Origin of the sequence: Kitasatospora sp. NBC_01246 (assembly GCF_036226505.1) — a bacterium.
In the GTDB taxonomy this organism is placed as follows: domain Bacteria; phylum Actinomycetota; class Actinomycetes; order Streptomycetales; family Streptomycetaceae; genus Kitasatospora.
Genome location: NZ_CP108484.1, coordinates 389,720 through 412,781, shown reverse-complemented (window position 1 = coordinate 412,781; position 23,062 = coordinate 389,720). Strand labels below are relative to the sequence as shown.

The following is a 23,062-nucleotide window of genomic DNA, read 5'->3' as shown; positions in this document are numbered from 1 at the left end:
GGGCGGCCGCTGCGCCGCCCCGGTGCCGCGCCGTGCGCGCCCGGTGGTGTCGCCCGTTGGTGGGTGTCGTCCGTTCCTGTCGGTACCCCGTGGCCTCAGTCATTCGACTGATCCCGTGGGCGACGCCCGGACCGATGCTGGAACGGTCGCCGCACGCCGGTGCAGGCCGACATCCCGCTCGGAGGGCCCGTTGTGATCCGTACTCCCGTCGTGTTCATCCATGGCGCGTGGCTGCACGCGCTGTCCTGGGAGTGCTGGGTCGAGCGCTTCACCGGCCACGGCTACCGCGCCCTCGCGCCGGGGTGGCCCGGCGAGGCCGCCACCGCGCGGGAGGCCCGCGAGCACCCGGACCGGGTGCCCGACCTCGGCCTGGACGGCCTCACCGACCACTACGCCGGGATCGTGCGCTCCTTCGAGGTCCCGCCGGTGATCATCGGGCACTCGGTCGGCGGACTGGTCGCGCAGCACCTGGTCGGCGCCGGCCTGGGCCGGGCCGCGGTGGCCCTCGCCCCGGCGCCCGTCAACGACGTGGCGCTGCGCTGCCCGGACTGCGCCTGCGCGTCCGCGCGCCTCGCCGTCCCGCTCACCCCCGAGCGCTTCCGCGACCTCCTCGGCACCACGGTCGGCGGCGCGGAGGGCGAGCGGCTGTACGACCGCTACGTCGTGCCCGCGCCGCGCCGCCTGCTGGCGGACCTCGGCTGCGGCGGCGGCCCCCGGCACCCGAGCACCTCGGCGGACACCCGGAACGCGGCCCGCGGGCCGCTGCTGCTGGTGTCGGGGCAGGAGGACCTGCTGGTGCCCGACTGCGTGACCCGTGCCGTCTACAAGGCGTACGGCGACTCCACCGCGACCACGGACCTCAAGCAGTTCGCCGACCGGGGCCACTCCCTGGTCATCGACAGCGGCTGGCGGTCCGTCGCCGACTATGTCCTCGACTGGCTCGACGAGCGGGGCGTCCGCCCCACCGCCCCGGCCCGCTGACCGGCCGGGAGCCCGATCGGGGGCCGCGCGCCTGTGCCGGCCCCCGTACTCCCGGCCGGTCCGGTCGGGAACACGACACGACCGAGGGCCCCGCCGTGGCGGGGCCCTCGGTGTGTGCGCGTGATTCGCTCTGTGCGCCGTGCGCGTCAGAACGTGTTCACCGCCGCCGCGAGTGACTCGGGCCGCGTCAGCCGGCCACCGCGCTCGCGCGGACGGTGACCGGGATGTTGCCCCGGGTCGCCTTGGAGTAGGGGCACAGCCGGTGCGCGGCGGCTCCCAGCTCCTCGGCCATCGCCTGGTCCACGCCGCCGAGTTCGAGGTCGAGCACCGCGCTGAGGCCGAACTCCCCGTCGTCGCCGTGGGTCAGCGTGGCCTCGACGGTGACGGCGGTGCTGGTCAGCCGGACCTCGCGCTCGGCGGCGGCACGCCGCACCGCGCCCAGGAAGCACGCCCCCCAGCCGGCCGCGAACAGCTGCTCCGGGTTGGTGGCGCCGCCCGCGCCGCCCAGCGCCTTCGGGATGGCCAGTGCGGTGCTGAGCAGGCCGTCGCTGGCGGTGACCTGCCCGCCGTTGCGCCCCTCGCCGGTCACCGTGACCACACCGGTGTAACTGACTGCCATGTCCTTCTCCTCGTGCGTGTCGGTCCGGCGCTCCGCGTCCGCGGTCACCGGTTCGGATCCTGACTCCTGCTGATGGAGCGTCAGATGTGCGGTGCCGCTGCCGGGGCGGGCCGGACGCCGGGCCCCGGGAGCCGCCGTTCCGGTCCGCCTCAGCGGGTGGTCCGGGCGGCTTCCTCGATCACCTGCGCCACGGTCCCCGGATGCGACACGGCGACCGAGTGCGAGGCCGGGACGAGGGTGACGCGGGCGTGGGCGCGGCGGGCCATGAAGAGCTGGGCGGCCTCGGGGATGTTCAGGTCCTGGGTCGTGACGACGTCCCAGCTCGGCTTCTCCGTCCAGGCGGCGACGGTGGCCGGCTCCTGGAGCGCGCTCTGGGCGATCGGGCGCTGGGTGGCGGCCATGAGCGCCGCCTGGGCGGCGGGGACGTCGGCGGCGAACTGGTGGCGGAACGCGTCCGCCCGGATGTACAGGTCCGTGGTGGCGGTGCCGTCGGCCAGCGGGTAGGTGACCGGGTCCAGCGCGTCCCCGAGGGTGGACCCGGGGAACCTGCCGGACAGCTCCAGCGCCGTCTCCCCGGGCGCTGGCAGGAAGGCCGCCACGTACACCAGGGCCCTGACCTGCGGGTCGTTCGCGCCGGCCGCGCTGATGACCGAGCCGCCGTAGGAGTGGCCCACCAGGATCTTCGGCCCCGGTATGTGCTGGAGCAGGCCGCGCAGCGCGACCGCGTCGGAGGCGGGGCCGCGGAGCGGGACGGCGGGGGCCACCACCGGGTACCCGTCCGCCTGGAGCCGCTTGATCACGCCGTTCCAGCTGGACGCGTCGGCGAACGCGCCGTGTTCCAGGACGATCGTCGGCCTGACGCCGACCGCGACCGGCGCGCTCGCGTTCGCGGTGCCCCCGGCCACGGCCGTGCCCAGTACGACGCTCGCGGCCGCGGCCCAGACCGCCGCCGTTGCCAGCCGGCGCGTCCGGGTGCTCTTTCCTGCTGCCATGGGACAGTCCTTCCGTTCGGTACGGGTACGGGTACCGGTACGCGGGGCAGTGGGCCGATGCGGCGCCCCGAACCCGTCCGAGCGGACGGTGGGCGCCTCGGTGGTTCCACCCTCGCGGCACGGGCGGCGCCGCGGATCCGTCGAATGACGGTCGGTCCCGGCACCCGCCGACGGCCCGGCCGGGGCGAACGAGCGAGCCGCCGACTGCCCGTCACCGCCCCGCCCCGCCACCCGCGGCCGGCGAAACCCCCACCCGGCGCGGGTACTTCGTACCCGGCGGTCGACGTAGTGCCATGACGCGGGCCCTGTCCTCGGTCAACTGACGGATGCCGTACCCGCGTCCGCGCACCAGGGTGGGTGCGACCGGGCCCAGCCCGCCCCGCACCACCTCCGGAGGACCTCGTGACCGTCGTCAACTTCCAGCTGATCTCCTCGCTCGACCCGGACGCCGTGCTGGCCGTCCTCACCGACTTCGGCCCGGCCCGCGCCCAGGCGTGGCCCACCATCGACGCGGCGCACTTCGCGGTGCACGGCGCGGGGGAGGGCTGGGCCGAGGTGACCGAGGGCACCGCCGCCGCCTGGGAGCGCGCCCGCTACGACTGGAAGCCCGGGGGCGACGAGGTCACCATCACCACCCTCGACTCCAAGCTCTTCGGGCCCGGCGGCGGCTGGGTCTTCCGGCTGACCCCCGAGGGCGACGGCACCCGGGTGGACGTCCGACTGACCAGGACCCCGGACACCCTGAAGGGCAAGCTGCTGGCCTCGCTGCTCCCCGTCGTCGCCCCGTCCTCCCTGCGCAAGTCCTTCGCCGGCCCGCTGCGGGCCCGCTGACCCCACCCGGCGAGGCCGACCGGGGCCGTCCCGCGCCCGGGGCGGCCCCGACACCGGTCAGCCGGCTGTCGCTCCGCGCACTCCGCGCCCGCCCCGGCGACGGAGTGCGCGGAGTTCGAGCGCGCTCAGAAGCACGACGACGGCCGGGCCCGCGTACGCGAGCGGATCCCCGAGGTGCTCGGGCACGGCGACGAGACCGTCGGCGGACCTGCCGGGCACGGCCTTCGTCGCCTGGGCCATGACCGCGACCGAGCGGTACGGGCACGGCCTGGTCCGCGCATCGTCGGACCGGGTGGACCGGGTGGACCGCCGTGGACCGTCGCGGACCGGGTGGACAGCCGCGGACAGGGGTGGACAGTCCCCGCCCCGCACGGACCTGGGAAGTGGACGCCGTCCGGCGCCAGTCTGTGCGTCATGAACCTTGCACACAGCTGGAAAGGCCGAACGGCCCGCAGTCGCCCGGCGGTGGCGGCCCGGCCTGCCGCCGCGTCGGGGGCCTTCTTCGCCGCCCCGGCAGGGCCGGCGCGGCGCCCCGGCTCCGGCCGCCGGTCGCGTCAGTCCGTCGCCGCCGCCGCCAGCGTCCTGACGACCAGGGAGTCGAGGTACGCCTCGTCGATCCCCCCGATCCGGAAGAGGACCCGCAGGTAGAGCGGTGCGACGATCCCGTCCAGGACGTCCATCAGGTGCAGCTGCGGCTCCCCGCGTGCCACGGCCCGGTCGAGCATGTCCTGCAGGTCCCTGCCGCGCGGCGCGAGCACGGTCCTGGGGTCGAGGCCGGCGTCGGCACTCCCGGCGGGCAGGGCGACGAGCGCCTGTAGGAGTGCCAGGCCGTCCGGTCCCTCGATCGACGACGCCGCCCCGTGGGCGTAGGCGACGAGGTCCCCGCGCAGTGTCCCGGTGTCGGGGATCACGGACGTGGCGGAGAGGCGCTCCACCGCGAGCTCCAGCACGATCGCGTCGGTCGACCGCCAGCGCCGGTAGATCGACGTCTGGTGGACGCCGGAACGTTCGGCGATCTGGGCGATGGAGATCCGTGCGTGGCCGTGCTCGGCGATCAGCTCGGCCGTCGCGCCGAGCACCGCCTCCCGTACGCGGGCGCTTCGGCCGCCGGTCCTGCGCCGTACCTGGTCTTCGTTCACAGCCAAAGACTAACGCAAGAGAACTTGCGTCTATGGCTTCGGCTCACTACCGTAATTAACGCAACCAATCTTGCATTAGGAGAACGCCATGAAGCCCCTGCTCTTCGAGAACGACCCGCAGTTCTGGTACGAGACCCTCCGGGCGATCGGCCACGCGGCCTACGGAGGCTCCGACTTCGGCGAGGTGATCGCCACGGCCCAGAGGATCACCGCCGGTGACTACGACGGCTGGTACGAGGAGTGGTCCGCCACCGCCGAGCGCACCGCCGCCGAGGCCGCCACCGCCCTGGCCGGCGGCCACCGGATCAGTGCCCGGGACGCCTACCTGCGGGCGAGCAACTACTTCCGCTCCGCCGAGTTCTTCCTGCACGGCAACCCGAAGGACCCCCGCATCGCGGCCTCCTACGAGCGCGCGGTGGACACCTTCCGCTCGGCGGCCGCCCTCTTCGAGCCCCGCATCGAACCCGTCGAGATCCCCTTCGAGGGCACCGTGCTCCACGGCTACTTCTACCGGGCCCCCGGCGACGCGCCCGCGCCCACGATCGTCATGCACAACGGCTTCGACGGGTCCGCCGAGGAGATGCACTTCTTCGGGGGAGCGGCCGGCCAGGAGCGCGGCTACCACGTGCTCACCTTCGACGGCCCGGGCCAGCCGGCCGCCCGCTTCCGGGACGGGCTGCCCTTCCGCCCGAACTGGGAGAGCGTCGTCACCCCGGTGGTCGACTGGCTGATCGCCGAGCGCCCCGAGGTCGACCCCGAGCGCATCGCCCTGCTCGGCCTCAGCATGGGCGGCCTGCTCGCGCCCAGGGCGGCCGCCTTCGAACACCGACTGGCCGCCGTGATCGCCGTCGACGGTGTGTACGACCTCGGCGAAGTCAGCGTGAAGAACCTGCCGATGCCGCGCCCCGAGGCCGAGGCCCTGCTGCGCGCCGAGCACGCCCCCGAGATCGACGCCTCCATCGAGGCGCTGATGAAGACCAACCCGACCGTGCGCTGGGCCATCACGCACGGCTCCTACGTCATGGACGTGGCGACCCCGCGAGCGTTCCTCGCCTCCTACCTCGACTACACGCTCGCCGACGGCATCGCCGAGCGGATCACCTGCCCCACCCTCGTCTGCGACGCCGAGGAGGACCTCTTCTTCGACGGCCAGGCCCAGCAGCTCTACGACCGCCTCACCTGCCCCAAGACCCTCGCCCGCTTCACCGTCGCCGAGGGTGCGGGCGCCCACTGCCACACCGGCGCCCAGCGTCTCGCCATGGGCCGGATCCTCGACTGGCTCGACACCGTCCTGCGGTGACGGAGGCGGTGGCCCCCGGCCCGGTGCGGAGCCGGACCGGGGCCGGCCGCCGAACCGACGGTTCCGGGGTGGCGGCTTCGCCCCACCCCGACCCACCCCGGGAACAGCGGGCCGCGTCCCCGCGGACCTGCCGCGGTTCGGTCGGGAGCCCGCCCACCCCGAGACGGTCGAGCCGCCTCGGGGTCATCGGCGGTGCGGTCGCGGCATCGGGGCGGCGAACGCGTCCCTGGGCGGCCGCCTCCGGGACGGGCTGCCGGCCCGCGCCGGCGGGACTCGTGGCGCTACGCCACGACCGATTGCGGAGGCAGCTCCCTGCCGCGGAGCGCGAGGGCCAGGCCGATCAGGCAGCCCGCCACCAGTCCGGCACCGTGGTTGTTCTCCAGCAGACACAGGAACGTGCCGGCCGCGGGGATGAGCAGTACGGGCCAGATGTCCTTGGCGGTCACGCCCAGCGTGCTCCTGCCCAGCAGACAGGTGACGGCCAGTGCGCCCAGCAGTCCGCAGATGGCCACGGAGTCGCCGCCCCCGTTCGGCGCCCAGCCGGCCAGGCTGACCACATGGGCCAGGACACCGCTGGCCAGGAAGACGCCCAGGGTCCGCCACCGTCCGAGGACCGCTTCGGTGACGGCGCCGATCACGAGCAGCGCCGACAGGTTGAACGCGATCTGCGTGATCCCCGAGGACTGCACCAGCAGCGCGGTCCCGGCCCGCCACCACTGACCGTCCGACAGCGCACCCGGCCGGCGCATCAGGTCCTCGACCACGCCGGGCACCGCGTACTGGACCACCGCCATCGCCGCCATCACCGCGAACAGCGCGAGGGTGACCCTGGGGCGCCGCGCCAAGGCGGTACGGACAACCGCCAACACCTCACCCGGCCCGGAGTCGCCGCTCGCCGAACCGCCGTGTCCGGAGCCGCCCGTGAGGCCGGCCAGGACCAAGGTCCGCAGCCCCGCACCGACCACCACCGCCGCGCTCGCGTACAACCCGATCTCATGCGGCGACATCGCCGACCCCCCCGTTCGACCGCTCGGGGCACCTCGCCCCGTCCATGTCACCCATCATCGCAACCGGGCGGAACGCCGCACCAGCCGGGTGATCATTCACGGGCCGTGACAGTCGTCATAGCCGCGGGCCGGCTCGCGTCCGTCCGTCCGGCGCCCGGCCGGGCTGTCGGGGCTGCTTCCGCGCCCCGGCTGGTGGGGCTGTCGTGGTCGCCGTGCGGCGCGGTCAGTGGCCGGACGGTTCCGAGGGCGCCGTGACCCAGCCGGGGAGGGTGGGCATGACGGCCTCGGCGACCCGGTACAGGAGTGCGTCGTCGACGGGACGGCCGTCGTGGCGGAAGACGGCGACCTCGAAGGCCCGGCCGCCCGGGGCGCCGGCGCCCTGCGCGACGACGAGGTTCCGGACAGGGGAGCCGACGCCGGTGGTGGCCTTCCCGTCCGTGCCGAAGCCGAGGCTCATGGCGTCGGTGTAGTACGTCATGGCGGGATGGCCGAGCACGGTGGCGGGCCGGGGGAGGAACCGCGGCATGTCGGCGATGTCCTCGACCGTGGTGGAGCTGTCCGTCAGGGCGACGGCACTCACCCCCAGCCGAACCTCCACCATGGCGTCCTTGCCCAGGCCGAAGGGTGCCGGACCGGCCGTGGAGACCCGGTCCTGCGGCGTGCCCAGCAGGGCCGGCAGGTCGGGGCGGTTGAGGGCGGCGCAGAGCGCGGCGTAGCTGGCCGGGTCCGTGGGCCGGGGTGCGGCACACGCGGCCGGGGGTTCGGCCCGCTCGGTGCGGGGGGCGACCAGCGCCCACGCGCCGCCGCCGATTCCGACGGCGGCGAGTGCCACCGCCGTCACCGTGGCCGCGGTGTTCCTGCCGGGCTTGACTGTCGCCACCGATCGGGCTCCTTCTTCGTCGACGCGGCTCGTCCGCCGTGTCTCGGGGACCCGATGGGCAGGGATGATCATAGGACAGAGCGCTGCGCGGGTGTCGCGGCCGTCCCCTCGGGCCCGCCGCACCGGTCCCTGCGTGCACCGGCCTCGTCCTCTCGTGCCGATGCCCTCACCCCCACCGGCCGAGGCGGGCCCGTCGCGACGGGCCCGGCCGCCCGACGGACGTCATCGCCGGGGGCGTGCACCGGAGTCGACCGGTGCACGCCCCCGTCCGGCGGTCAGGCCTTCGCCCCGGCGACGGCCGTGTAGAGGCCGCGCTCGGGCCGCTGCGCGCGGCCGGCCTTCGCGAGACGCTCCAACCTGGTGCGGATCGTGTTGATGTTGCCCTCGTGCGTTTCCAGGCCCAGCAGTTCGGTGACCTCGCGGGCGCGCAGCGGGCCCTCGGCCTTCGCGAGCACCGCCACCACGCTGTCCGCGTCCGCCACCTGGCGCCGGCGGTCCGACGAGGCGGTCTTGCCCTCGGCGGTGGTCGCCGGAGCCGGTGCGGCCTTCTTGGCAGGGGTCGCCGGTGCGGCCTTCTTGGCGGTGGTCGCCGGAGCCGGAGCCGCCTTCTTGGCGGGGGCCGCCGCCGGAGTCGACGTGGCCTTCTTGGCAGCCGTCCGCTTCGCCGTGGGCTTCGGCCCGCTGTCCTTGGCCGCCGCCTTCGTCGCGGTCCGCTTCTTGCCCGGGGCCGACGACGGCGCCGCCTGCTCCGCTTCGGACGCGGCGCTCTTCGCCGCCACCGCCTTCTTGGCGGTTGCCGGCTTCCTGCTCCGCGCCTTCGCCGGCGGAGCGGTGGACGCCTCCGGAGCGGTGGACGCCTCCGGAGCGGCAGGCGTGGCCGGGGCAGCGGGCGCCTCCGCCGCAGCCGGTGCCGGTGCCGCCGGGGTCGGCTCCGTCGCCGCGGCCGCCTCCTGCGGTGCCTCGGCCGAAACCGGCTGCGCCTCGGGGGCGCCCGACTCGCCCCCGTCACCGATCGACACGCCGGCGAGCCCCCGCAGGCCCGCCAGCGCCTTGGCCACTGCCTCCTCCTCGGCCCTGGCGGCGGCGAGTTCCTGCTCCGCCCGGGCGAGCCGGTCCCGCACTGCGGGCAGTCTCCCCTCCAACAGCGAAATCGTCGATCCCACACCGCTGTCCGTACCGAAAGTGTTCCCGTTTCCCACAACCACTCCTACGCGTAGTCCGTCACCAGTCGTGCAGTGAATGTACGGCTAGCCGGGCGGGGTGTACGAGGATTGCGGAATGTTCCATCGCACGGGGTGCCGACGGTGCGTGGCCCGACCTCGGTGGAACCGGTGTGGAAGCGAACGCGCGGAGGGCGGGCGGGTGTTGGCGGACGGAGGTCGACCAGGGTTCCCGGCACCCGACGCGGTGCTTGAACGGCACCCCTGTCCGCGCCCCATCTCCCTTTGGCTGGAAGGGCGTTGCTCGACGGATCGGTCGAGTGGCGACCGCTGCCGGAGGCATCCGACACGGTGGAGGGGCGTACGCCGCCGAAGCGTCGCCGCACACCCCGAAGCTGCGGCTCGTCGCCCCCGCGGCGGTTCGGGTGTCAGCGGTCCGGTGGGTGAGATTCGTGAGCGGCAGCAGCGGCACGGGGGTTGTCGCGTCCGCGCCGGGCCCCCGGGCGGCGGGGCAGGGGCGCGACTCGCGACCCGTACGGCGCGGGGCAACTCGACGCGGCGGCGCCCCCTCTGGGGAAACGGGGCGGACGAGCACGCCCCGGACCGCCGGACCCGGGGCAGGCCGGACCGACGGCCCGGGACGCACGCGAATCGGCCAACCAGGAGGGAATCCGGTAGCGGCCCCGCCCTCGCGCCCACCGATTGCCGTACCGTGACCGACGACGAAGTGGAGGACCTCTTGAGCGCCCAGCCCGACCACCTGCCCGCCCCGCCGTCGGCCCCGGCGCCTCGCGCCGCCGCCCAACTGCTCGTCCGCATCCACGCCGAGCCGCCCGAGCGGTCCGCCCGGTGGCTGCCGGCCTTCGAGCGGGACTGGGCGAAGGCGCTGGAGGACTCCCGCCAGACCTACGACCTCTCCCCGTTGCACGAGGTGGTCCGGACCTGGCGGTTCCGCCTGGACAGCGCACCGGCGGTCGACGCGTTCCTCGCTGCCGGCCTGGACGACGAGGACGGCATCGATCTCGCCGAACTCACCGGGACGAACCCGTGACCGACCGGGTCTGGCCGGCCCGCCTGTCCCCGCAGGCGGCCAAGACCTTCGTCGACCTGCCCCGACACGCGCGGCTGACGGTCCGCGACCTGCTCGACATCGCCTCCTGCACCCCCTGGGGATGGCCGCAGTGGGACGCCACCGACCTCGAAGGCGAGGACCTGCGCTGCGCCTCCGTCGGCCAGCTCAGCCTGGTCTACTCGGTCAACCGCCTGGCCGAGCGCCTGTACGTCCTCGACATCGTCTGGCTCGGCTGACCTCCGGCTCGGCTGACCTCCACCGCGCCCACAGCCTGAACGGGCCGCCCTCACCGCACTGTTGGACGTCCGCGCCGGCCTGCGTCGAACGCTCAGCCGGCGCCCCGCCACCTCTCCCGCTCCGCGAGCGAGGAGACCCCGCAGAATCCGGTTCGGGAGTCCACGAGGATCGGCCGGCATCCGGGAATCGGGAATACGGATGTCGCCGAGTCGGCGTCACCACCGTTGCCGGGCATCGGTTTCACTGTGGCACGCGCCCACCGGCTGCGGGTCGACCCCTTGCGGTGGGCCCGCGTCCACGAGCCTCCCGTGTGGGGACCTGCTCGGCCGTTCGCTCCGGGTCGGGCGCGGCCGTCCGGGGCCGGTCAACCGGTTGGACAGCCATCGCCGCAGGTGGCAGGCTCCGCCGTCGTGGAGATACTCGATGTCCTGACCGGCCTGGCGCGGACCGGGCACCTGGGGCCGGTCGCGAACGGGGTGACCCTGGCCTCGGTGACCGCCGAGTTCGGCGAGCCGTGGGTGGGTGCCGTCGGGCACCGTAACGAGTGGCCCCGACTGGTCGGCTACGGGGACCTGGAACTGGCGGTGTGCCGCTGCGGAGCCGTCGTGCTCGTCTGCCTCCAGACCTGGCGAGAAGTCATCGACCTCCCGCCCGCACTGGCCGGCCGACCGGCCCTTCCCGGACAGCCGTACTACACCGACGTCATCGCCGCCCTGGACCGGGCCGGTTGTCCTTGGCGGCCGTACCCGGCACTCACCTTCGAGGGTCAGCGCTCGGTCGAGGCCGAACCCTCCGGCGCCGTCTTCACCTTCGAGATCGTGGACGACGAGGAGCCGGTCCTGAACGTCGTGTGCCTGCCACCCCATCACCACGACTGTCCCACGACCGCCGCTTCGCCCGGGAGTTGACGCGGGTGCCGGCCATCCCCCGGGACCACCCGCTCTCCCCGCAGGGACGCCGAACCGTCAGGCTCCAGACTCACGGTCCTGGGAATGAACGGTCGCTGTCTCGGCTGAGCGCCGACCAGTTGCGGCGCGCGGCGGCCGAGCCGGACTGGGCGCGGGCACGGGTCGCCGAGCTTGACGGGGGCGGGGCGGCCGCCCGGGAGCGGCTGCACGAGACCGGACGGGCCGGGCACGTACTCGGCCTCCTGCTCCGCCGCCACGCCCCCCGGTCGACGTCGTCCACGGGGAGGAAGAGCTCCCCGACGCGGGGGACCGGTGCTACGGCCCGCCGCGCTGCCTGACTCCCGAACAGGTCCGCGCCCTCGCGGACGCGCCACGGCTTTGTCCCCCGGCGCCCTGGTTGACGGGGTCGACCCGGCGGAACTCGTTGCCGCTGTCGCGCTGCCCGCCGGCTGGACGGAGGAGGACGCGCCGCACCTCGCCTCCGGCCACTACCGGGCCCTCGCCGACTTCCTCCGGACGGCGGCCCGCTACCGGCAGGCCGTGCTCGTCTGGACCGAGTAGGGCACCGACCGAGTAGGGCACCGCCGCCGCATTCCGCGCCGAGAAGGCTTCGCCGCGGGTGCGCGGGCAGAGGCGGTCGGCCCGCTCCCGCTCCACCCGGTCGCCGGTTCCGGCGGCCCGGGCGGGGGCGGTGGTAGCTTGCGGGCGTGGATCTCTTCGGACGGTCATGGGCGGCGCTGCGGGCCGCGGTGGACGGGCTCGCGGAGGAGGACTTCGCCGAGCCGTCGGGTTGTGCCGGGTGGCTGGTGCGGGACTTGGTGTGCCACCTGGTGATCGACGCCCAGGACGTACTGATCACCCTGGTCACCCCGTCCCCCGCGGAGCCGACCCGGGACGCGGCGTCGTACTGGCAGGTGTCCGCCGAACCGCCCGACGGCCAGGACCCGTTGGACGCGCTGACCGTCCGGCTGGCCGCCGCCTACGGGGACCCGGGGCTGCTCCGCCTCCACCTCGACGACGTCGGCTCCGCGGCGGGGCGCGCCGCCGAACTCGCCGATCCGCGGCTGCGGGTGGCCACCCAGGGGCAGGTGCTGACCGCCGGTGACTACCTGGACGCCTACGTGCTGGAGTGGACGCTGCACCACCTCGATCTGGTCGCTCACCTGCCGCACCTGCCGGGCCCGCCCGCCGAGGGGCTGGCCGGGGCGCGTCGGTTGCTGGAGCGGATCGCCGGAGGAGCGTTCCCGGCCTCGTTCGCGGACGCGGACGCGCTGCTGGTCGGCACCGGGCGGCGGGCCGCGACCCCGGCCGAGCGGACGGCACTCGGGGCGCACGGGGCACCGGGGACGAAGGTGCCGCTGGTCCTCGGGTGAGCCGGGCAGCCGCAGCGGCCCGCCGCCGACCGGTGCGGTTCGGCCCGATTGTCGGTGGCGCCTGCAAGACTGCCGCCGTGTCTGTCCCGCGCCCGGGAGCCGCACCGTCGTCGTCCGGCAGGAACCACTGGAGGAACACACATGACGCAACTGCTGAGGGTCCAGAACTTCGTCGTCTCGAGTGACGGCGTCGCGGCCGGCGAGGACCAGAGCTTCGAGCGCCCGTTCGGCTTCGACCACCCCGAGCGGCTGTTCTCCTGGGCCGGCGCGACGGCGAGCTGGCCGATGCGCACCGACCCCGGGGGCAGCCGGGGTCTCGACGACTACTTCACCCGCGACTACCCCCGCAACATCGGGGCCGAGATCATGGGCCGCAACAAGTTCGGGCCCCAGCGCGGGCCCTGGCAGGACCACGAGTGGCGCGGCTGGTGGGGGGACGAGCCGCCGTTCCGCACCCCGGTGTTCGTCATGACCCACCACACGCGGCCGTCGTTCACGCTCTCCGACACCACGTTCCACTTCGTCGACGGCGACCCGGCCACGGTCCTGGAGCAGGCGCGGGAGGCGGCGCAGGGCAAGGACGTCCGGCTCGGCGGGGGAGTCACCACCGTCCGGGAGTTCCTCGACGCCGACCTCGTCGACACCCTGCACGTGGCGGTCTCGCCGCTGAAGCTCGGGTCCGGCCTGCGGCTCTGGGAGTCCCCCGACGAGCTGCTCGACCGCTTCCACCTGGACGTCGTGCCCAGCTCCAGCGGTGTGACGCACCATCTGTTCTGGCGTAAGTGACACAGCCCCGGAGCGGCCCCGACCGGCCGCGGTGCCTCCCCGGAGCCGCCCGCCGAGCACGGTGACCACGGCGGGCGGGCCCGCTCGGGCGTCCTGCACCGGTACGACGGCGCCTGCCGCGCCGGCCGTCCCGCCCGTCCCGCCGCCGTCTCCCGTGGGCGAGCCTGGCCCAGGACGGTGTCGTGGGCCCGCGGACCGGTGACGTCATGGTCTCGCCCACCAAGGACGTGTTCCACTGCTACGCCACGCTGCCCACGCTGCGGTGACCCCCGGCGCGTGGCGCCGGTAGCGGCGGCCGCGGCGGTGGGCACCGGGTGTGCTCATCGCCGCGGCCGCCTACCGGTGTTGGGGGGGAGGGCGGGTTCCCGGATGGTCTTGGCACGGGTGGCAGGCGTAGTTGAAGATGCAATGAGCTTGACCGCACCGTAGGAAGACCTTTCGAGGAGGAGTCCCGCGATGACCGTCCACCTGAAGCGCCTCACCGCCGTCGCCGCCACCGCGGCCGCCCTGCTGCTGGGCGGAGCTCTCGCCCAGCCCGCCGCCGCCGTCGAACTCCCGCATGCCCCGGTGGCCTACTTCGCCGCCGGAGCCGACCTGACGGGCACCAGGTTCCCGGTCGACACCGGCAGCACCGGCTGCCGCGCGCTGCCGTCCCCCGCACTGTCCGCGGTGGACTTCACCGAAGTGAACATCAGGGTCTACTTCACCGCCGACTGCCGGACCGGCCTGCCCGGCAAGCCGAGCGACCTGTCCTACGTGCTGGGCAGCCTGCACTGGGCCGACTTCCCGTTCCCGGCGCTGAGCTACGAGGTCGTTCGCTAGGGTCCGGCGAGGAGCCCGCCGCGGTCCGGGTGTCGCCGCGAGCCGGCGGCCCGGACCGCGGCGGGCGAGGGTGGACCGTCACCGGGGACGTCGAAGGCATCCCGCGCCCGGGACCGGCCACCTGCCCGCCGCGTCACCGACCACCTGGCGCGGCGCGCTACCCGGCCGTGGCGGGGTAGCGGGGTTCGTCGCCCCGGGCGACGGAGAGCAGGTTCTCCGCGGCCATCTCGGCCATGTGCCGGACGGCCTGGGTGCTGAGGTAGGCGCAGTGGGGCGTGACCAGGAGCCGGTCCGGGACGAACTCCATCAGTCCGTACGGGTCCTCGGCCGGGTCCGGCGTCGGTTCGGTGTAGTAGCCGTCGAAGGCCGCGCCGGCGATCAGGTCCTCGGCGAGCGCGGTGCGCAGGGCGTCGGGGTCGACGAGGGCGGCGCGGGCGGTGTTGATCAGGAAGCCGTCGGGGCCCAGCGCCGTCAACTGCCGTGCGCCGATCACGCCGTCGTTGACGCCCGGCTGGTGGGGGAAGTGCAGGGTCACGACCTCGGCGGCCTCGAACAGGTCGTCCAGGGAGGCGACTGCGGTGTAGGGCAGCCCGTCGAGCTCCGGGCGGTGCGTGCGGTTCCAGTACAGGACCTCCATGCCGAACGCGGCGTGCGCCATCCGGGCCACCTCGCGGCCGATGTGGCCCATGCCGGCCACCCCGAGTCGGGCGCCGACCAGCGAGGGCGTCGCGTCCTCGCTCCACAGCCCCGCCCGCACGCCCGTCACCCGGCGGGTCACCCCGCGGACCAGGTCGAGCATCTGAGCGACGGTGAACTCCGCGACGGCCACGGCGTTGGCGTGCGGGGTGTAGCAGAACCGGGTCGGCGAAGCGCCCTCGGGTACTTCCATGAAGGAGCCGTAGCCGGTGCCCATGAAGCACGCCACCGCGAGATCCGGCAGCCGGTCCCACGCGCGCGCGGACATCACCTCCGACCCGCCCAGTACGTAGCCCCAGGCGCCGTGCAGCGCCTGGACCACCTTGTCCTCGTCCAGGTCGCCGGGGAGCGACTCGACGGTGAACCCGCCGGCCTCCAGCTTCCGTACCACCTGGTCCGGGAAGGTCGCCCCGGTCACGACCACCCTGCGCCTGTCCATGCTCGGCTCCTCGGTCGACTCTGAGCGCGGCACGCTCCGCCCCCCGGCGGCGCCGCGGGCCCCAGCCTACGGGCGGCGGACCGGATGTCTCCGCCGCTCCGGAGGAAGTCGTCCAGGCGGTGGAACCGTCTGGTCTCTCCTGCGCGGCCGACGCGCACGGCTCGCGGGACACCCGAGCGCGGAGGACAGCCGGCCCCGGGTTCTCCGGCCGGAAGCCGGTCTCGCGGCGCGGAGATCGCTCCGACAGGTGGACATCGGGGTCGGTGTACGGAAGGGCACCACAAGCAGGGTTCTGGGCCGGGAACGCCCGAGCCCCGGCCTCCCACTGGTGCTCCGGTCGGCGGATGACGGGGCGACAACCGAGGCGAGACGGGAAATCTTCCGGTCTTCACCGCCTCGAATGACGGTCTTTCACCGTACGGCGCCGAAGGATTTTCGGTCTACAGGCCGCTGCGCCGCGACGGCGAGCTCGGTCAGCTGCGCCGGGTCGATCCGGTAGCGGTCGGGGTGGGCCGCGAGATGGGCCCGTGCCGCCTCGCCCGCGCCGCCGGGCGCGGCCTCTGCCAGTCCGGTCACCAGCTGCGGAGCGGCGGTGCCCTCCCCGGCCACCAGGGCGGGGACGGGATCGGGTTCGGCCCCCGGGCCCGGGGGCGCGGCCAGGGCCGGTGCGGCGCTCAGGGTGAGCGCCAGCGCCAGGCTCAGGGCGGCGCCCGCGCCGAGCGCCTTGGGGGTGGGGCGGGAACGGTGCTGCACGGCGGTCCTCCTCGGTGATCGGCAGCCGGTGGCAACGCCGCTGACGGGGCGGCGAGGTGACGATGGATCACCAGATGCTCGATCGCGGCCGTCGGGCCCGTCCAGACCGTCGGGCGAAAGAGCAGCGCGCGGCGCCAACTCCTGCGCACGGGCGCAACCGCCCCGTGTCCGAACGGGCACGAACCGCCCCCGCCGGCGGAAACCGCCCCCGCCGGTGAACCGCCCCCGCTCCCACCCCGTACGGCCGCCGCCCGGCGTGCGCGGCAGCGCCGGCCCGCCGGCCGATCAAGGCCGGTGGCCCTCGGCAGGGTCGGGGAGCGGTCGCGGCCCGCGCGTACGGCGGCCCGCGACCGCGTCGGGAGCGGCGCGGCCCGGCGGCACCCGGGCGTGTGTGGGTCAGGGGCAGGAGACGCCGCTGCTCTGCCAGGTGGTGGCGTCGACCATGGTGGTGGCGGCGAAGCTCTTGGCGGCTCGCTGCTGCCGGCGGTGGGAGCCCGGTAGCAGCGAGCCGTCAGCGGCGCGTCAGGTGGACCTGGTCACGCGGGTTCCACGCAGTACAGGGCGGCGCGGGCGGTGTCGGCATCGATGCCGGGCGCCCCGGTGACCCGGATCCGGGCCCGCTCGCCCGCGAGCAGGGTCAGGAGGCCTCGGTCGGCGACCGCGTCGGGTGCCAGCCGGTCCGCCTGCAGCAGCAGGTCGCGGACGAGGGTGTGGGCGGTGACCACGATGTCGAGGGCCGTGTCGTCGTCGGCCACCGGCTCCACGGTCAGTTCGAACTCGGGCCGCGCGTAGTCGAACCGCTTGTCCGGTACCGGGAAGTGCACCGCACGCAGGTCGTCGGCGTCGGCGGCCAGGAACTCCTTGGTCGAGCCGGCCGTCGGCGCCAGCGCGTTCGGTACCGGCAGGCGCAGCACCGAGCGGGCTTCGACGGTCACCGGCAGTTCGGTGGTCGTGGTGGTGGTGCCGTCGGCGGAGACCCTGCGCAGGGTGACGACGGTGTGCCAGGGCTGGGCTGCCTGGTTGGCCAGGGCGACGGTCGGGGCGGCGTCGCCGGTGGTGGGTTGGAGGGTGATGAGTCGGTCGGCGAAGACGCGGCGCAGCTCGTACCAGAGCGGCTTGAGGCGGCCGTCGCCGTCGATGGCGGCCCAGGAGGAGACCGGCCAGCAGTCGTTGAGCTGCCAGACGACGGTCCCCGCACAGCGGGGCCAGTGGGAGCGCCAGTGCTCGATGCCGGCGGCGACGGCGCGGGCCTGGACGACCTGGGTGAGGTAGTGCCAGCGGTCGAAGTCGGCGGGGAGGTCGAAGTGGCGCTCGACGCCGCGGTCGAGCTTGCCGTTGCCGTCCTCGGCCTTCTGGTGGTGGAGCATGCCGGGGGAGTCGGTGGCCAGTTCTTCGGTGGGCAGGGCGCGGCGCAGGGTGGCGTGGGCGGGCGGGGCCTGCCAGCCGAACTCGGCGACGAAGCGGGGGACGGTGGCCCGGTACTCGGCGTAGTCCTGGCGGTTCCACACCTCCCAGGAGTGGTGGGTGCCGTGGTCGACGTCGTTGGGGTGGTGGTCCCAGCTGCCGGACCAGGGGCTGCCGGCCGTGTAGGGGCGGGTGGGGTCGAGTTCGGCGACGATGCGGGGCAGCACGCCGAGGTAGTAGCCCTCGCCCCAGGAGGCCGAGGCGAGTTCGGTCTCCCAGCCCCAGTCGCGGAAGCCCCAGAGGTTCTCGTTGTTGCCGTTCCACAGCACGAGTGAGGGGTGCGGCATGAGGCGGACGACGTTCTCGCGGGCCTCGGCCTCGATCTCGCCGCGCAGCGGCTGCTCCTCCGGGTAGGCGGCGCAGGCGAAGAGGAAGTCCTGCCAGACCATCAGGCCGAGTTCGTCGCAGGTGTCGTAGAAGGCCTCGTCCTCGTAGATGCCGCCGCCCCAGACCCGCACGAGGTCGACGTTGGCCTCGGCGGCGCGGGTGAGGCGCTCCCGGTAGCGTTCGGGCGTGACCCGGCTGACCAGGGTGTCGTCGGGGATCCAGTTGACGCCCCGGACGAACAGGCGGACGCCGTTGACCGCCAGGGTGAAGCCGCTGCCGTGTTCGTCGTCGGAGGTGTCGAGCTCGATGGTGCGGAAGCCGACGCGGCGGTGCCAGCTGTCGAGCGGCCCCTGTGCGTCGGCGAGCGTCACGTCGAGGTCGTACAGGGCCTGGTCGCCGTAGCCGCGCGGCCACCAGAGCGCGGGGTCGGGGACGTCCAGGACGATGACGGCGGTGTCCTGGCCGACCGGGAAGGCGACCGTGGCGGTGTGGTCGCCGATGGTGGCGGTGGCCGTGAGCTCGCGGGCCGCGCCGGTGGTGGTGCGCTCCAGGTCGAGGTGGAGTTCGACGGTGCCGGTGGTGCCGTTGACGGCGGTGTGCGGGCGCACCCGGGCCAGTCGGGCGGTGGACCAGCGCTCGATCCGGGCCGGTCGCCAGATGCCGGCACCGGGCAGGGTCGGGCCCCAGTCCCAACCGAAGCTCGCGGCCATCTTGCGGATGTACTGGAACGGCTCCGGATAGACGTTGGGGCGGTCGCCGACCAGGGCGCGCACCCGCTCGGCCTCCCGGTAGGCGCTGGTGAAGCGCACCGCCAGCTCGCCGGTCAGGCCGGTGGCGTCGAAGCGGTAGCCGCGGTGCATGTTGCGGGTGGAGCCGAGTTCCGTGCCGCCGAGGGTGATGGTGGCGGCGGTGTCGAGCCCTTCGAAGACCAGGTCGGTGCGCTCGTGCCGGGTGCCGTGGTCCGGCAGGTCCAGGGTGTAGGTCCAGTCCTGGCGGCTGACCCAGGCGACGTCGGTCTCGTTGGCCTCCAGGAACGGGTCCGGGATCAGACCGGCGGCCAGCAGATCGGTGTGGACGCAGCCGGGCACGGCGGCGGGGAGCCGACTCCCCGCGTGGTGCAGGGCCCAGCCCTGGTCGAGCTGGGTGACGTCCTTCATCGTGCGGCTCCATTCGCTGTGGGGGTGGTTCCGGAGGCGGGTGGGAGCAACCGTAGCCCCTCCTACTGAACCTGTCCATAAACCGGTTAGGTGAAGTTTGTGGGCCCAGTCGAGCGATGAAGTCCCTGATGGAGCTGGCAATCGAGTCTGCGGGAGCGCGCTGATCGTTGACGACGAGCGTGGAGTTAAGTGCCTTTCCTTTACCGGTTCGCCAGCTGCGGTCGATCACCGGTGTGCGGCAGGCCGCCTGCTGAGCCGCACCGGCGCGCCACCTCCGACCGCTGGGGTGCGACCGGAGTCGGCGGCGGTCGCGCCGAGGCGGCCGCCGGCGCGTCCGGCTACGGCGCTCGTCGAGTTAACCGCTTCACTCCGAGGCGCGCCATCGTGGTCACCAGCTCGCTGTCAACCGCTGGTTAACCGGTTGCCCCGAGCATGCCGGGGCGGCTTCTGCGGACGGCCGGGCCCGTAGTAGCTTGGGGGCAAGGTCTGCCCAAGCCGTCCAGAAGGGTCCTCGTGGATCAGGTGTCCCCGCAGCAGCGTCCGGCCGGGCGACGGCCGACGATCGCCGACATCGCCAAGATCGTCGGCGTGTCGAAGGTCTCCGTCTCGAACGCGCTCAACGGTCAGCCGGGCGTCTCGGAGGCGACCCGGGCCCGGATCGCGGAGGTCGCCGAGGAGATCGGGTTCGTGCGCAACAGCGCCGCCCGGGCGCTGAGCGGGGCCAAGTCATCGGCGGTGGGTCTGGCGCTGGCGCGGCCGGCCCGGATGCTGGGGACCGAGCCGTTCTTCATGGAGCTGATCGGTGGGATCGAGAACGTCCTGTCCGACGCCTCCTATTCGCTGGCGCTCCAGGTGGTCTCCGACCACGAACGCGGACTGGAGGCGTACCGGCGCTGGTGGGGCGAGCGGCAGATCGACGGTGCGATTCTGGTGGACCTGCGGGAGGACGACGCGCGGGTGCCGGCCCTGGAGGAGCTCGGCCTGCCGACGGTCGTCATCGGTCACCCGTCCGGCTCGGGTGGCCTGACCCCGGTGTGGTCCGACGACGCCGCGGCGATCCGCGAGACGCTGGAGTACCTCGCGGCGCTGGGCCATCACCGGGTCGGCCGGGTCGCCGGGCTCACCGGCCTGGTGCACACCTCACTGCGTGACGTGGCCTTCACCACCGTGTGCCAGGAGTTGGGGCTGGAGGCCGCGCCGGTCGTCCACACCGACTACACCGGCGTGGAGGGTGCGCGGGCGACGCGGCGTCTGCTGCTCACCCCCGACCGGCCCACCGCGATCCTGTACGACAACGACATCATGGCCGTGGCCGGCCTGTCGGTCGCCCAGGAGATCGGACTCCAGGTGCCCGGGGACCTGTCGATCGTCGCCTGGGACGACTCCCCACTCGTCCAGGTGGTACGGCCCGCGCTGACCGCGTTGACCCGGGACATCCACGCCTACGGCGCGCACGCCGCCCAGACCCTGCTGGCGCTGATCTCGGGGCAGAAGAGCGGCGGTTACGAAGACACCGCCCCGCAGCTGACACCCCGCGGAAGCACTGCCGCGCCACCCGTCCCAGCGGCCCGGCGCTGAGTACGGGCAGGGCTCACGGCCGGCGCGGCGGCGGGCCGGTGGTACCGCGCGGGACCAGGACGGGCGTACCGGAAATGCGGGAATCGGCCCGTCCGGTGTCCAGCAGTTCGAGCAGGCACCGCGCGATCTCGGAGCCGAACGCGAACGGGTCGTGACTGAGGGCGGACAGTCCGGGTCTGGTGATCTGGCACAGGTCGGAGTCGTCCCAGGCGACGAGCGACACGTCCTCGGGGACCCGCAGGCCCAACTCGGCGGCGACAGCCAGGCCGGCCACGGCCATGATGTCGTTGTCGTAGACGATCGCGGTCGGGCGATCGGCGGTGAGCAGTTCCCGGGTGGCTCTGGCGCCCTGGTGCGCGGACAGGTCGGTGGGCACGTGGCGGTGGTCCTGGAGAGACAGTTCGACGGCGACGTCCTCGAACGCCCGCGAGCGGACCAGCGCGCTGCCGAGCCTGGCCGGGCCCGTGATGTGCGCGATCCGGCGGTGCCCCAGGACGGCGAGGTAGCGCACGGCCTCCGTGATCGCCGCCGCCTCGTCCATCCAGACCGCCGGGAAGGGCCCGCTGTGGTCGGGGTGGGTGACGGCGACCACCGGCATGCCCAGACGGTGGGTCGGCTCGATCCGGGGGTCGTTCGCGGTCACCCCGGTCAGCACCGCTCCGTTGACCTGGCCGGACTGCCACCACTGCTTGTAGAGGGCGATCTCCATCTCCCTGCTGGCGGTGAGGCGGAGCAGCAGGGAGCAGGGGCGTTCCGACAGGACGTTCTCGATGCCGCCGATGAGCGCCATGTGGAGGGCGTCGAGACCCTCGGCCACGGCTTCGCGGCTGATCGCCATGCCGATGGTGTGCACCCGGGGGCCGCGGGCCAGTGAACGGGCGGCGAGATTGGGGGACCAGCCGAGTTCGCGGGCGGCTTCGGTGATGCGGCGGCGGGTCTCCTGCGAGACGCCGGGCCGGTCGTTGAGGGCGAGCGAGACGGCGCCGGCGGAGACCCCGGCGCGGGCGGCGACGTCTCGGATCGTCACCCGGTGCTGCATGCTGTTCCCCTCCGACGGCTGGTGGCCCGGCGACGCGCGTGCACGCGTTCCCGGTACATCCTGTCAGGTCGTCCGGCCGGCGGACCGCCGCGTGCCCGCGGCTCATCTCGCGGGCGGCGGGGCCTTCTCCGCCGATCCCCGGGCGGTCGGGCGGGTGGGGATCCGGGTCCGGAGGGCAGGGACGGCGCGGGTCGGCGCCGTCGTCCCGCGGGTCGGCGCCGTCGTCCCGCGGGTCGGCGGGAAGGCCAAGGGCGTCAGCGGTGGGCGGGCAGGGCTGGGAGGGCGAGGGCGGCGGCGCCGACCAGGCCGGCGTCGGTGCCCAGGTGCGCGGGCACCAGGCTCAGTCCGCGGGCGAAGGACAGGGTGGCGTACGAGGCGAGGTGGCGGGTGAGCGGGTCGAAGAGGACGGAGCCGGCCCTGGCCACGCCGCCGCCGATCACCGCGGCCTCGATCTCGACGAGGGTGGCGGTGGCGGCGATCCCGGCAGCCAGCGCCAGGGCGGCGCGGTCGTAGGCGGTCAGGGCGAGCGGGTCGCCGGCCCGGGCGGCGACGGCGACCGCGCCCGCGGTGGCCAGGCCGTCCGGGCCTGGCCGCCAGCCGAGTTCTGCGGCGGTGCGGGCGATGGCGGTGCCGGAGGCCAGTCCTTCGAGGCAGCCGCGGGAGCCGCAGGGGCAGGGGCGGCCCCGGTAGTCGATGCTGATGTGGCCGAGGTGCCCGGCGTTGCCGGTGGCGCCGGTGTGCAGGCGGCCGTCGAGCACCAGCCCGGCGCCCACGCCGGTGGAGACCACCAGGCACAGTGCGTGGCGGAAGGGGCGGGCGGCGCCGCGCCAGTGTTCGGCCGCGGTCATGGCGACGGCGTCGCCGCCGACTACGACCGGAAGGCCGCGGACGGCGGGGTGCTCGGCGGCCTCGGAGCGCAGCGGGAAACCGCGCCAGCCGGGCAGGTTGACCGGGCTGACGGTGCCGGCGGCGATGTCGACGGGGCCGGCGCTGCCGATGCCGAGGGCCCGGACGTGCTGCCAGGCGGGGAGGCGGGCGAGCTCGTCGAGGACGTGGTCGACGGCGGCCATCAGCTCGTGCCGGTCACCGTCGGCGGGGGTGGGCACCTGGAGCTGGTGGAGCAGTGCGCCGTCGGTGTCGACCAGGCCGCCCGCGATCTTGGTGCCACCGATGTCGATAGCCGCGATCAGCGGTCCCGCGAGGGCGCCGCCCGGGGCCGGCCCAACAGGTCCGGGTGTCGTTGCGGGAGCGGCCATGTCGTAACTCATTGTAACTTCTCCGCATGTGTGGCAGGGGGGTGCCGCAGCGCTGGACGGGGCGCCGCCGGGGCGATCCCGGTGATTCTGATCCACCGCGACAACGTTGTCCAGCGGCCGCCGGTCGCGATCGGGCATCAAGGACGATTCGATATCTTGTTAGGCAATGTTTTAGTAAAGACCGCCTTGATTGGACACAGAACTAGTGGATATCAATGTTGACCGCTCTATGGACATGACGGCGAA

At 74.2% G+C, this 23,062-nt stretch carries 22 protein-coding genes; 11 read left to right on the top strand and 11 right to left on the bottom strand.

Features of this window, described 5'->3' with window-relative positions:
* Positions 1–210 precede the first annotated feature (210 nt).
* Positions 211–981 (top strand): alpha/beta hydrolase, encoded by a 771-nt coding sequence (locus OG618_RS01825; RefSeq protein ID WP_329485329.1) that lies wholly within the window; start codon positions 211–213, stop codon positions 979–981.
* A gap of 187 nt (positions 982–1,168) precedes the next feature.
* Here the strand turns inward: OG618_RS01825 and OG618_RS01820 are convergent, their stop codons facing one another.
* Complete coding sequence (locus OG618_RS01820; RefSeq protein WP_329491978.1) at positions 1,169–1,600, bottom strand: Ohr family peroxiredoxin; 432 nt, start codon at positions 1,598–1,600, stop codon at positions 1,169–1,171.
* Between the two features lie 149 nt (positions 1,601–1,749).
* Positions 1,750–2,592, bottom strand: a complete 843-nt coding sequence (locus OG618_RS01815; RefSeq protein WP_329485328.1) for an alpha/beta fold hydrolase — start codon at positions 2,590–2,592, stop codon at positions 1,750–1,752.
* 402 nt (positions 2,593–2,994) lie between these two features.
* Between OG618_RS01815 and OG618_RS01810 the strand changes: the two genes are divergently transcribed.
* Positions 2,995–3,423 (top strand): hypothetical protein, encoded by a 429-nt coding sequence (locus tag OG618_RS01810; protein WP_329485327.1) that lies wholly within the window; start codon positions 2,995–2,997, stop codon positions 3,421–3,423.
* Between the two features lie 554 nt (positions 3,424–3,977).
* Here OG618_RS01810 and OG618_RS01805 read toward each other — a convergent pair.
* The gene (locus tag OG618_RS01805; protein ID WP_329485326.1) at positions 3,978–4,562 is read right to left on the bottom strand and encodes a TetR/AcrR family transcriptional regulator; all 585 of its coding nucleotides are present in this window, start codon (positions 4,560–4,562) and stop codon (positions 3,978–3,980) included.
* 88 nt (positions 4,563–4,650) lie between these two features.
* On the opposite strand from OG618_RS01805, the gene OG618_RS01800 reads away from it, so the two are divergent.
* Positions 4,651–5,862: an alpha/beta hydrolase family protein gene (locus OG618_RS01800; RefSeq protein ID WP_329485325.1), complete on the top strand. Its 1,212-nt coding sequence runs from the start codon at positions 4,651–4,653 to the stop codon at positions 5,860–5,862.
* A gap of 281 nt (positions 5,863–6,143) precedes the next feature.
* Here OG618_RS01800 and OG618_RS01795 read toward each other — a convergent pair whose 3' ends face one another.
* From OG618_RS01795 to OG618_RS01785, 3 genes are all read right to left on the bottom strand, one after another.
* Positions 6,144–6,869 (bottom strand): rhomboid family intramembrane serine protease, encoded by a 726-nt coding sequence (locus OG618_RS01795; protein WP_329485324.1) that lies wholly within the window; start codon positions 6,867–6,869, stop codon positions 6,144–6,146.
* A gap of 223 nt (positions 6,870–7,092) precedes the next feature.
* Positions 7,093–7,749, bottom strand: a complete 657-nt coding sequence (locus OG618_RS01790; protein WP_329485323.1) for a DUF6215 domain-containing protein — start codon at positions 7,747–7,749, stop codon at positions 7,093–7,095.
* Between the two features lie 275 nt (positions 7,750–8,024).
* Positions 8,025–8,912, bottom strand: a complete 888-nt coding sequence (locus OG618_RS01785; RefSeq protein WP_329485321.1) for a hypothetical protein — start codon at positions 8,910–8,912, stop codon at positions 8,025–8,027.
* A gap of 709 nt (positions 8,913–9,621) precedes the next feature.
* Between OG618_RS01785 and OG618_RS01780 the strand changes: the two genes are divergently transcribed.
* The 7 genes from OG618_RS01780 (at position 9,622) to OG618_RS01750 (ending at position 14,107) form a co-directional block, all read left to right on the top strand.
* On the top strand, positions 9,622–9,960 hold the full coding sequence (locus OG618_RS01780) for a DUF6247 family protein (RefSeq protein WP_329485320.1): 339 nt from the start codon (positions 9,622–9,624) through the stop codon (positions 9,958–9,960).
* Positions 9,957–10,217, top strand: coding sequence for a hypothetical protein (locus OG618_RS01775; protein WP_329485318.1), 261 nt, complete (start codon positions 9,957–9,959; stop codon positions 10,215–10,217). Before OG618_RS01780 ends, OG618_RS01775 begins: the two co-directional genes overlap by 4 nt.
* 411 nt (positions 10,218–10,628) lie before the next feature.
* Positions 10,629–11,126: a hypothetical protein gene (locus tag OG618_RS01770; RefSeq protein WP_329485317.1), complete on the top strand. Its 498-nt coding sequence runs from the start codon at positions 10,629–10,631 to the stop codon at positions 11,124–11,126.
* A 378-nt stretch (positions 11,127–11,504) separates the two neighbouring features.
* Positions 11,505–11,687: a hypothetical protein gene (locus OG618_RS01765; RefSeq protein ID WP_329485316.1), complete on the top strand. Its 183-nt coding sequence runs from the start codon at positions 11,505–11,507 to the stop codon at positions 11,685–11,687.
* A gap of 146 nt (positions 11,688–11,833) precedes the next feature.
* Positions 11,834–12,499: a maleylpyruvate isomerase N-terminal domain-containing protein gene (locus OG618_RS01760; protein WP_329485315.1), complete on the top strand. Its 666-nt coding sequence runs from the start codon at positions 11,834–11,836 to the stop codon at positions 12,497–12,499.
* A 141-nt stretch (positions 12,500–12,640) separates the two neighbouring features.
* Positions 12,641–13,285 (top strand): dihydrofolate reductase family protein, encoded by a 645-nt coding sequence (locus tag OG618_RS01755; protein ID WP_329485314.1) that lies wholly within the window; start codon positions 12,641–12,643, stop codon positions 13,283–13,285.
* Positions 13,286–13,741: 456 nt separating this feature from the next.
* A complete protein-coding gene (locus tag OG618_RS01750; protein ID WP_329485313.1) occupies positions 13,742–14,107 on the top strand; it encodes a hypothetical protein in 366 nt (121 codons plus the stop codon).
* Between the two features lie 157 nt (positions 14,108–14,264).
* On the opposite strand, the gene OG618_RS01745 is transcribed toward OG618_RS01750, so the two are convergent.
* The 3 genes from OG618_RS01745 to OG618_RS01735 form a co-directional block, all read right to left on the bottom strand.
* Entirely contained in the window at positions 14,265–15,242 is a 978-nt protein-coding gene (locus OG618_RS01745) for a 2-hydroxyacid dehydrogenase (RefSeq protein WP_329485312.1), read from the bottom strand.
* Positions 15,243–15,653: 411 nt separating this feature from the next.
* Positions 15,654–15,995 carry a hypothetical protein gene (locus OG618_RS01740; RefSeq protein WP_329485311.1) on the bottom strand — a complete coding sequence of 114 codons (342 nt, stop codon included), beginning with the start codon at positions 15,993–15,995 and terminating at the stop codon, positions 15,654–15,656.
* 536 nt (positions 15,996–16,531) lie between these two features.
* Positions 16,532–18,943: a glycoside hydrolase family 2 protein gene (locus OG618_RS01735; protein ID WP_329485310.1), complete on the bottom strand. Its 2,412-nt coding sequence runs from the start codon at positions 18,941–18,943 to the stop codon at positions 16,532–16,534.
* A 522-nt stretch (positions 18,944–19,465) separates the two neighbouring features.
* Here OG618_RS01735 and OG618_RS01730 point away from each other — a divergent pair.
* Positions 19,466–20,521: a LacI family DNA-binding transcriptional regulator gene (locus tag OG618_RS01730; RefSeq protein WP_442906923.1), complete on the top strand. Its 1,056-nt coding sequence runs from the start codon at positions 19,466–19,468 to the stop codon at positions 20,519–20,521.
* A 13-nt stretch (positions 20,522–20,534) separates the two neighbouring features.
* On the opposite strand, the gene OG618_RS01725 is transcribed toward OG618_RS01730, so the two are convergent.
* Together OG618_RS01725 and OG618_RS01720 are read right to left on the bottom strand one after the other, a co-directional pair.
* Entirely contained in the window at positions 20,535–21,560 is a 1,026-nt protein-coding gene (locus OG618_RS01725; RefSeq protein WP_442906726.1) for a LacI family DNA-binding transcriptional regulator, read from the bottom strand.
* Between the two features lie 254 nt (positions 21,561–21,814).
* On the bottom strand, positions 21,815–22,816 hold the full coding sequence (locus OG618_RS01720) for an ROK family protein (protein WP_329485307.1): 1,002 nt from the start codon (positions 22,814–22,816) through the stop codon (positions 21,815–21,817).
* Positions 22,817–23,062: the final 246 nt, after the last annotated feature.

Bases quoted from the DNA above. Each gene is read 5' to 3' on its own strand.
- OG618_RS01820 (WP_329491978.1), bottom strand. From the start codon at position 1,600: ATGGCAGTCAGTTACACCGGTGTGGTCACGGTGACCGGCGAGGGGCGC.
- OG618_RS01815 (WP_329485328.1), bottom strand. From the start codon at position 2,592: ATGGCAGCAGGAAAGAGCACCCGGACGCGCCGGCTGGCAACGGCGGCG.
- OG618_RS01800 (WP_329485325.1), top strand. From the start codon at position 4,651: ATGAAGCCCCTGCTCTTCGAGAACGACCCGCAGTTCTGGTACGAGACC.
- OG618_RS01795 (WP_329485324.1), bottom strand. From the start codon at position 6,869: ATGTCGCCGCATGAGATCGGGTTGTACGCGAGCGCGGCGGTGGTGGTC.
- OG618_RS01755 (WP_329485314.1), top strand. From the start codon at position 12,641: ATGACGCAACTGCTGAGGGTCCAGAACTTCGTCGTCTCGAGTGACGGC.
- OG618_RS01750 (WP_329485313.1), top strand. From the start codon at position 13,742: ATGACCGTCCACCTGAAGCGCCTCACCGCCGTCGCCGCCACCGCGGCC.
- OG618_RS01745 (WP_329485312.1), bottom strand. From the start codon at position 15,242: ATGGACAGGCGCAGGGTGGTCGTGACCGGGGCGACCTTCCCGGACCAG.
- OG618_RS01735 (WP_329485310.1), bottom strand. From the start codon at position 18,943: ATGAAGGACGTCACCCAGCTCGACCAGGGCTGGGCCCTGCACCACGCG.
- OG618_RS01725 (WP_442906726.1), bottom strand. From the start codon at position 21,560: ATGCAGCACCGGGTGACGATCCGAGACGTCGCCGCCCGCGCCGGGGTC.
- OG618_RS01720 (WP_329485307.1), bottom strand. From the start codon at position 22,816: ATGGCCGCTCCCGCAACGACACCCGGACCTGTTGGGCCGGCCCCGGGC.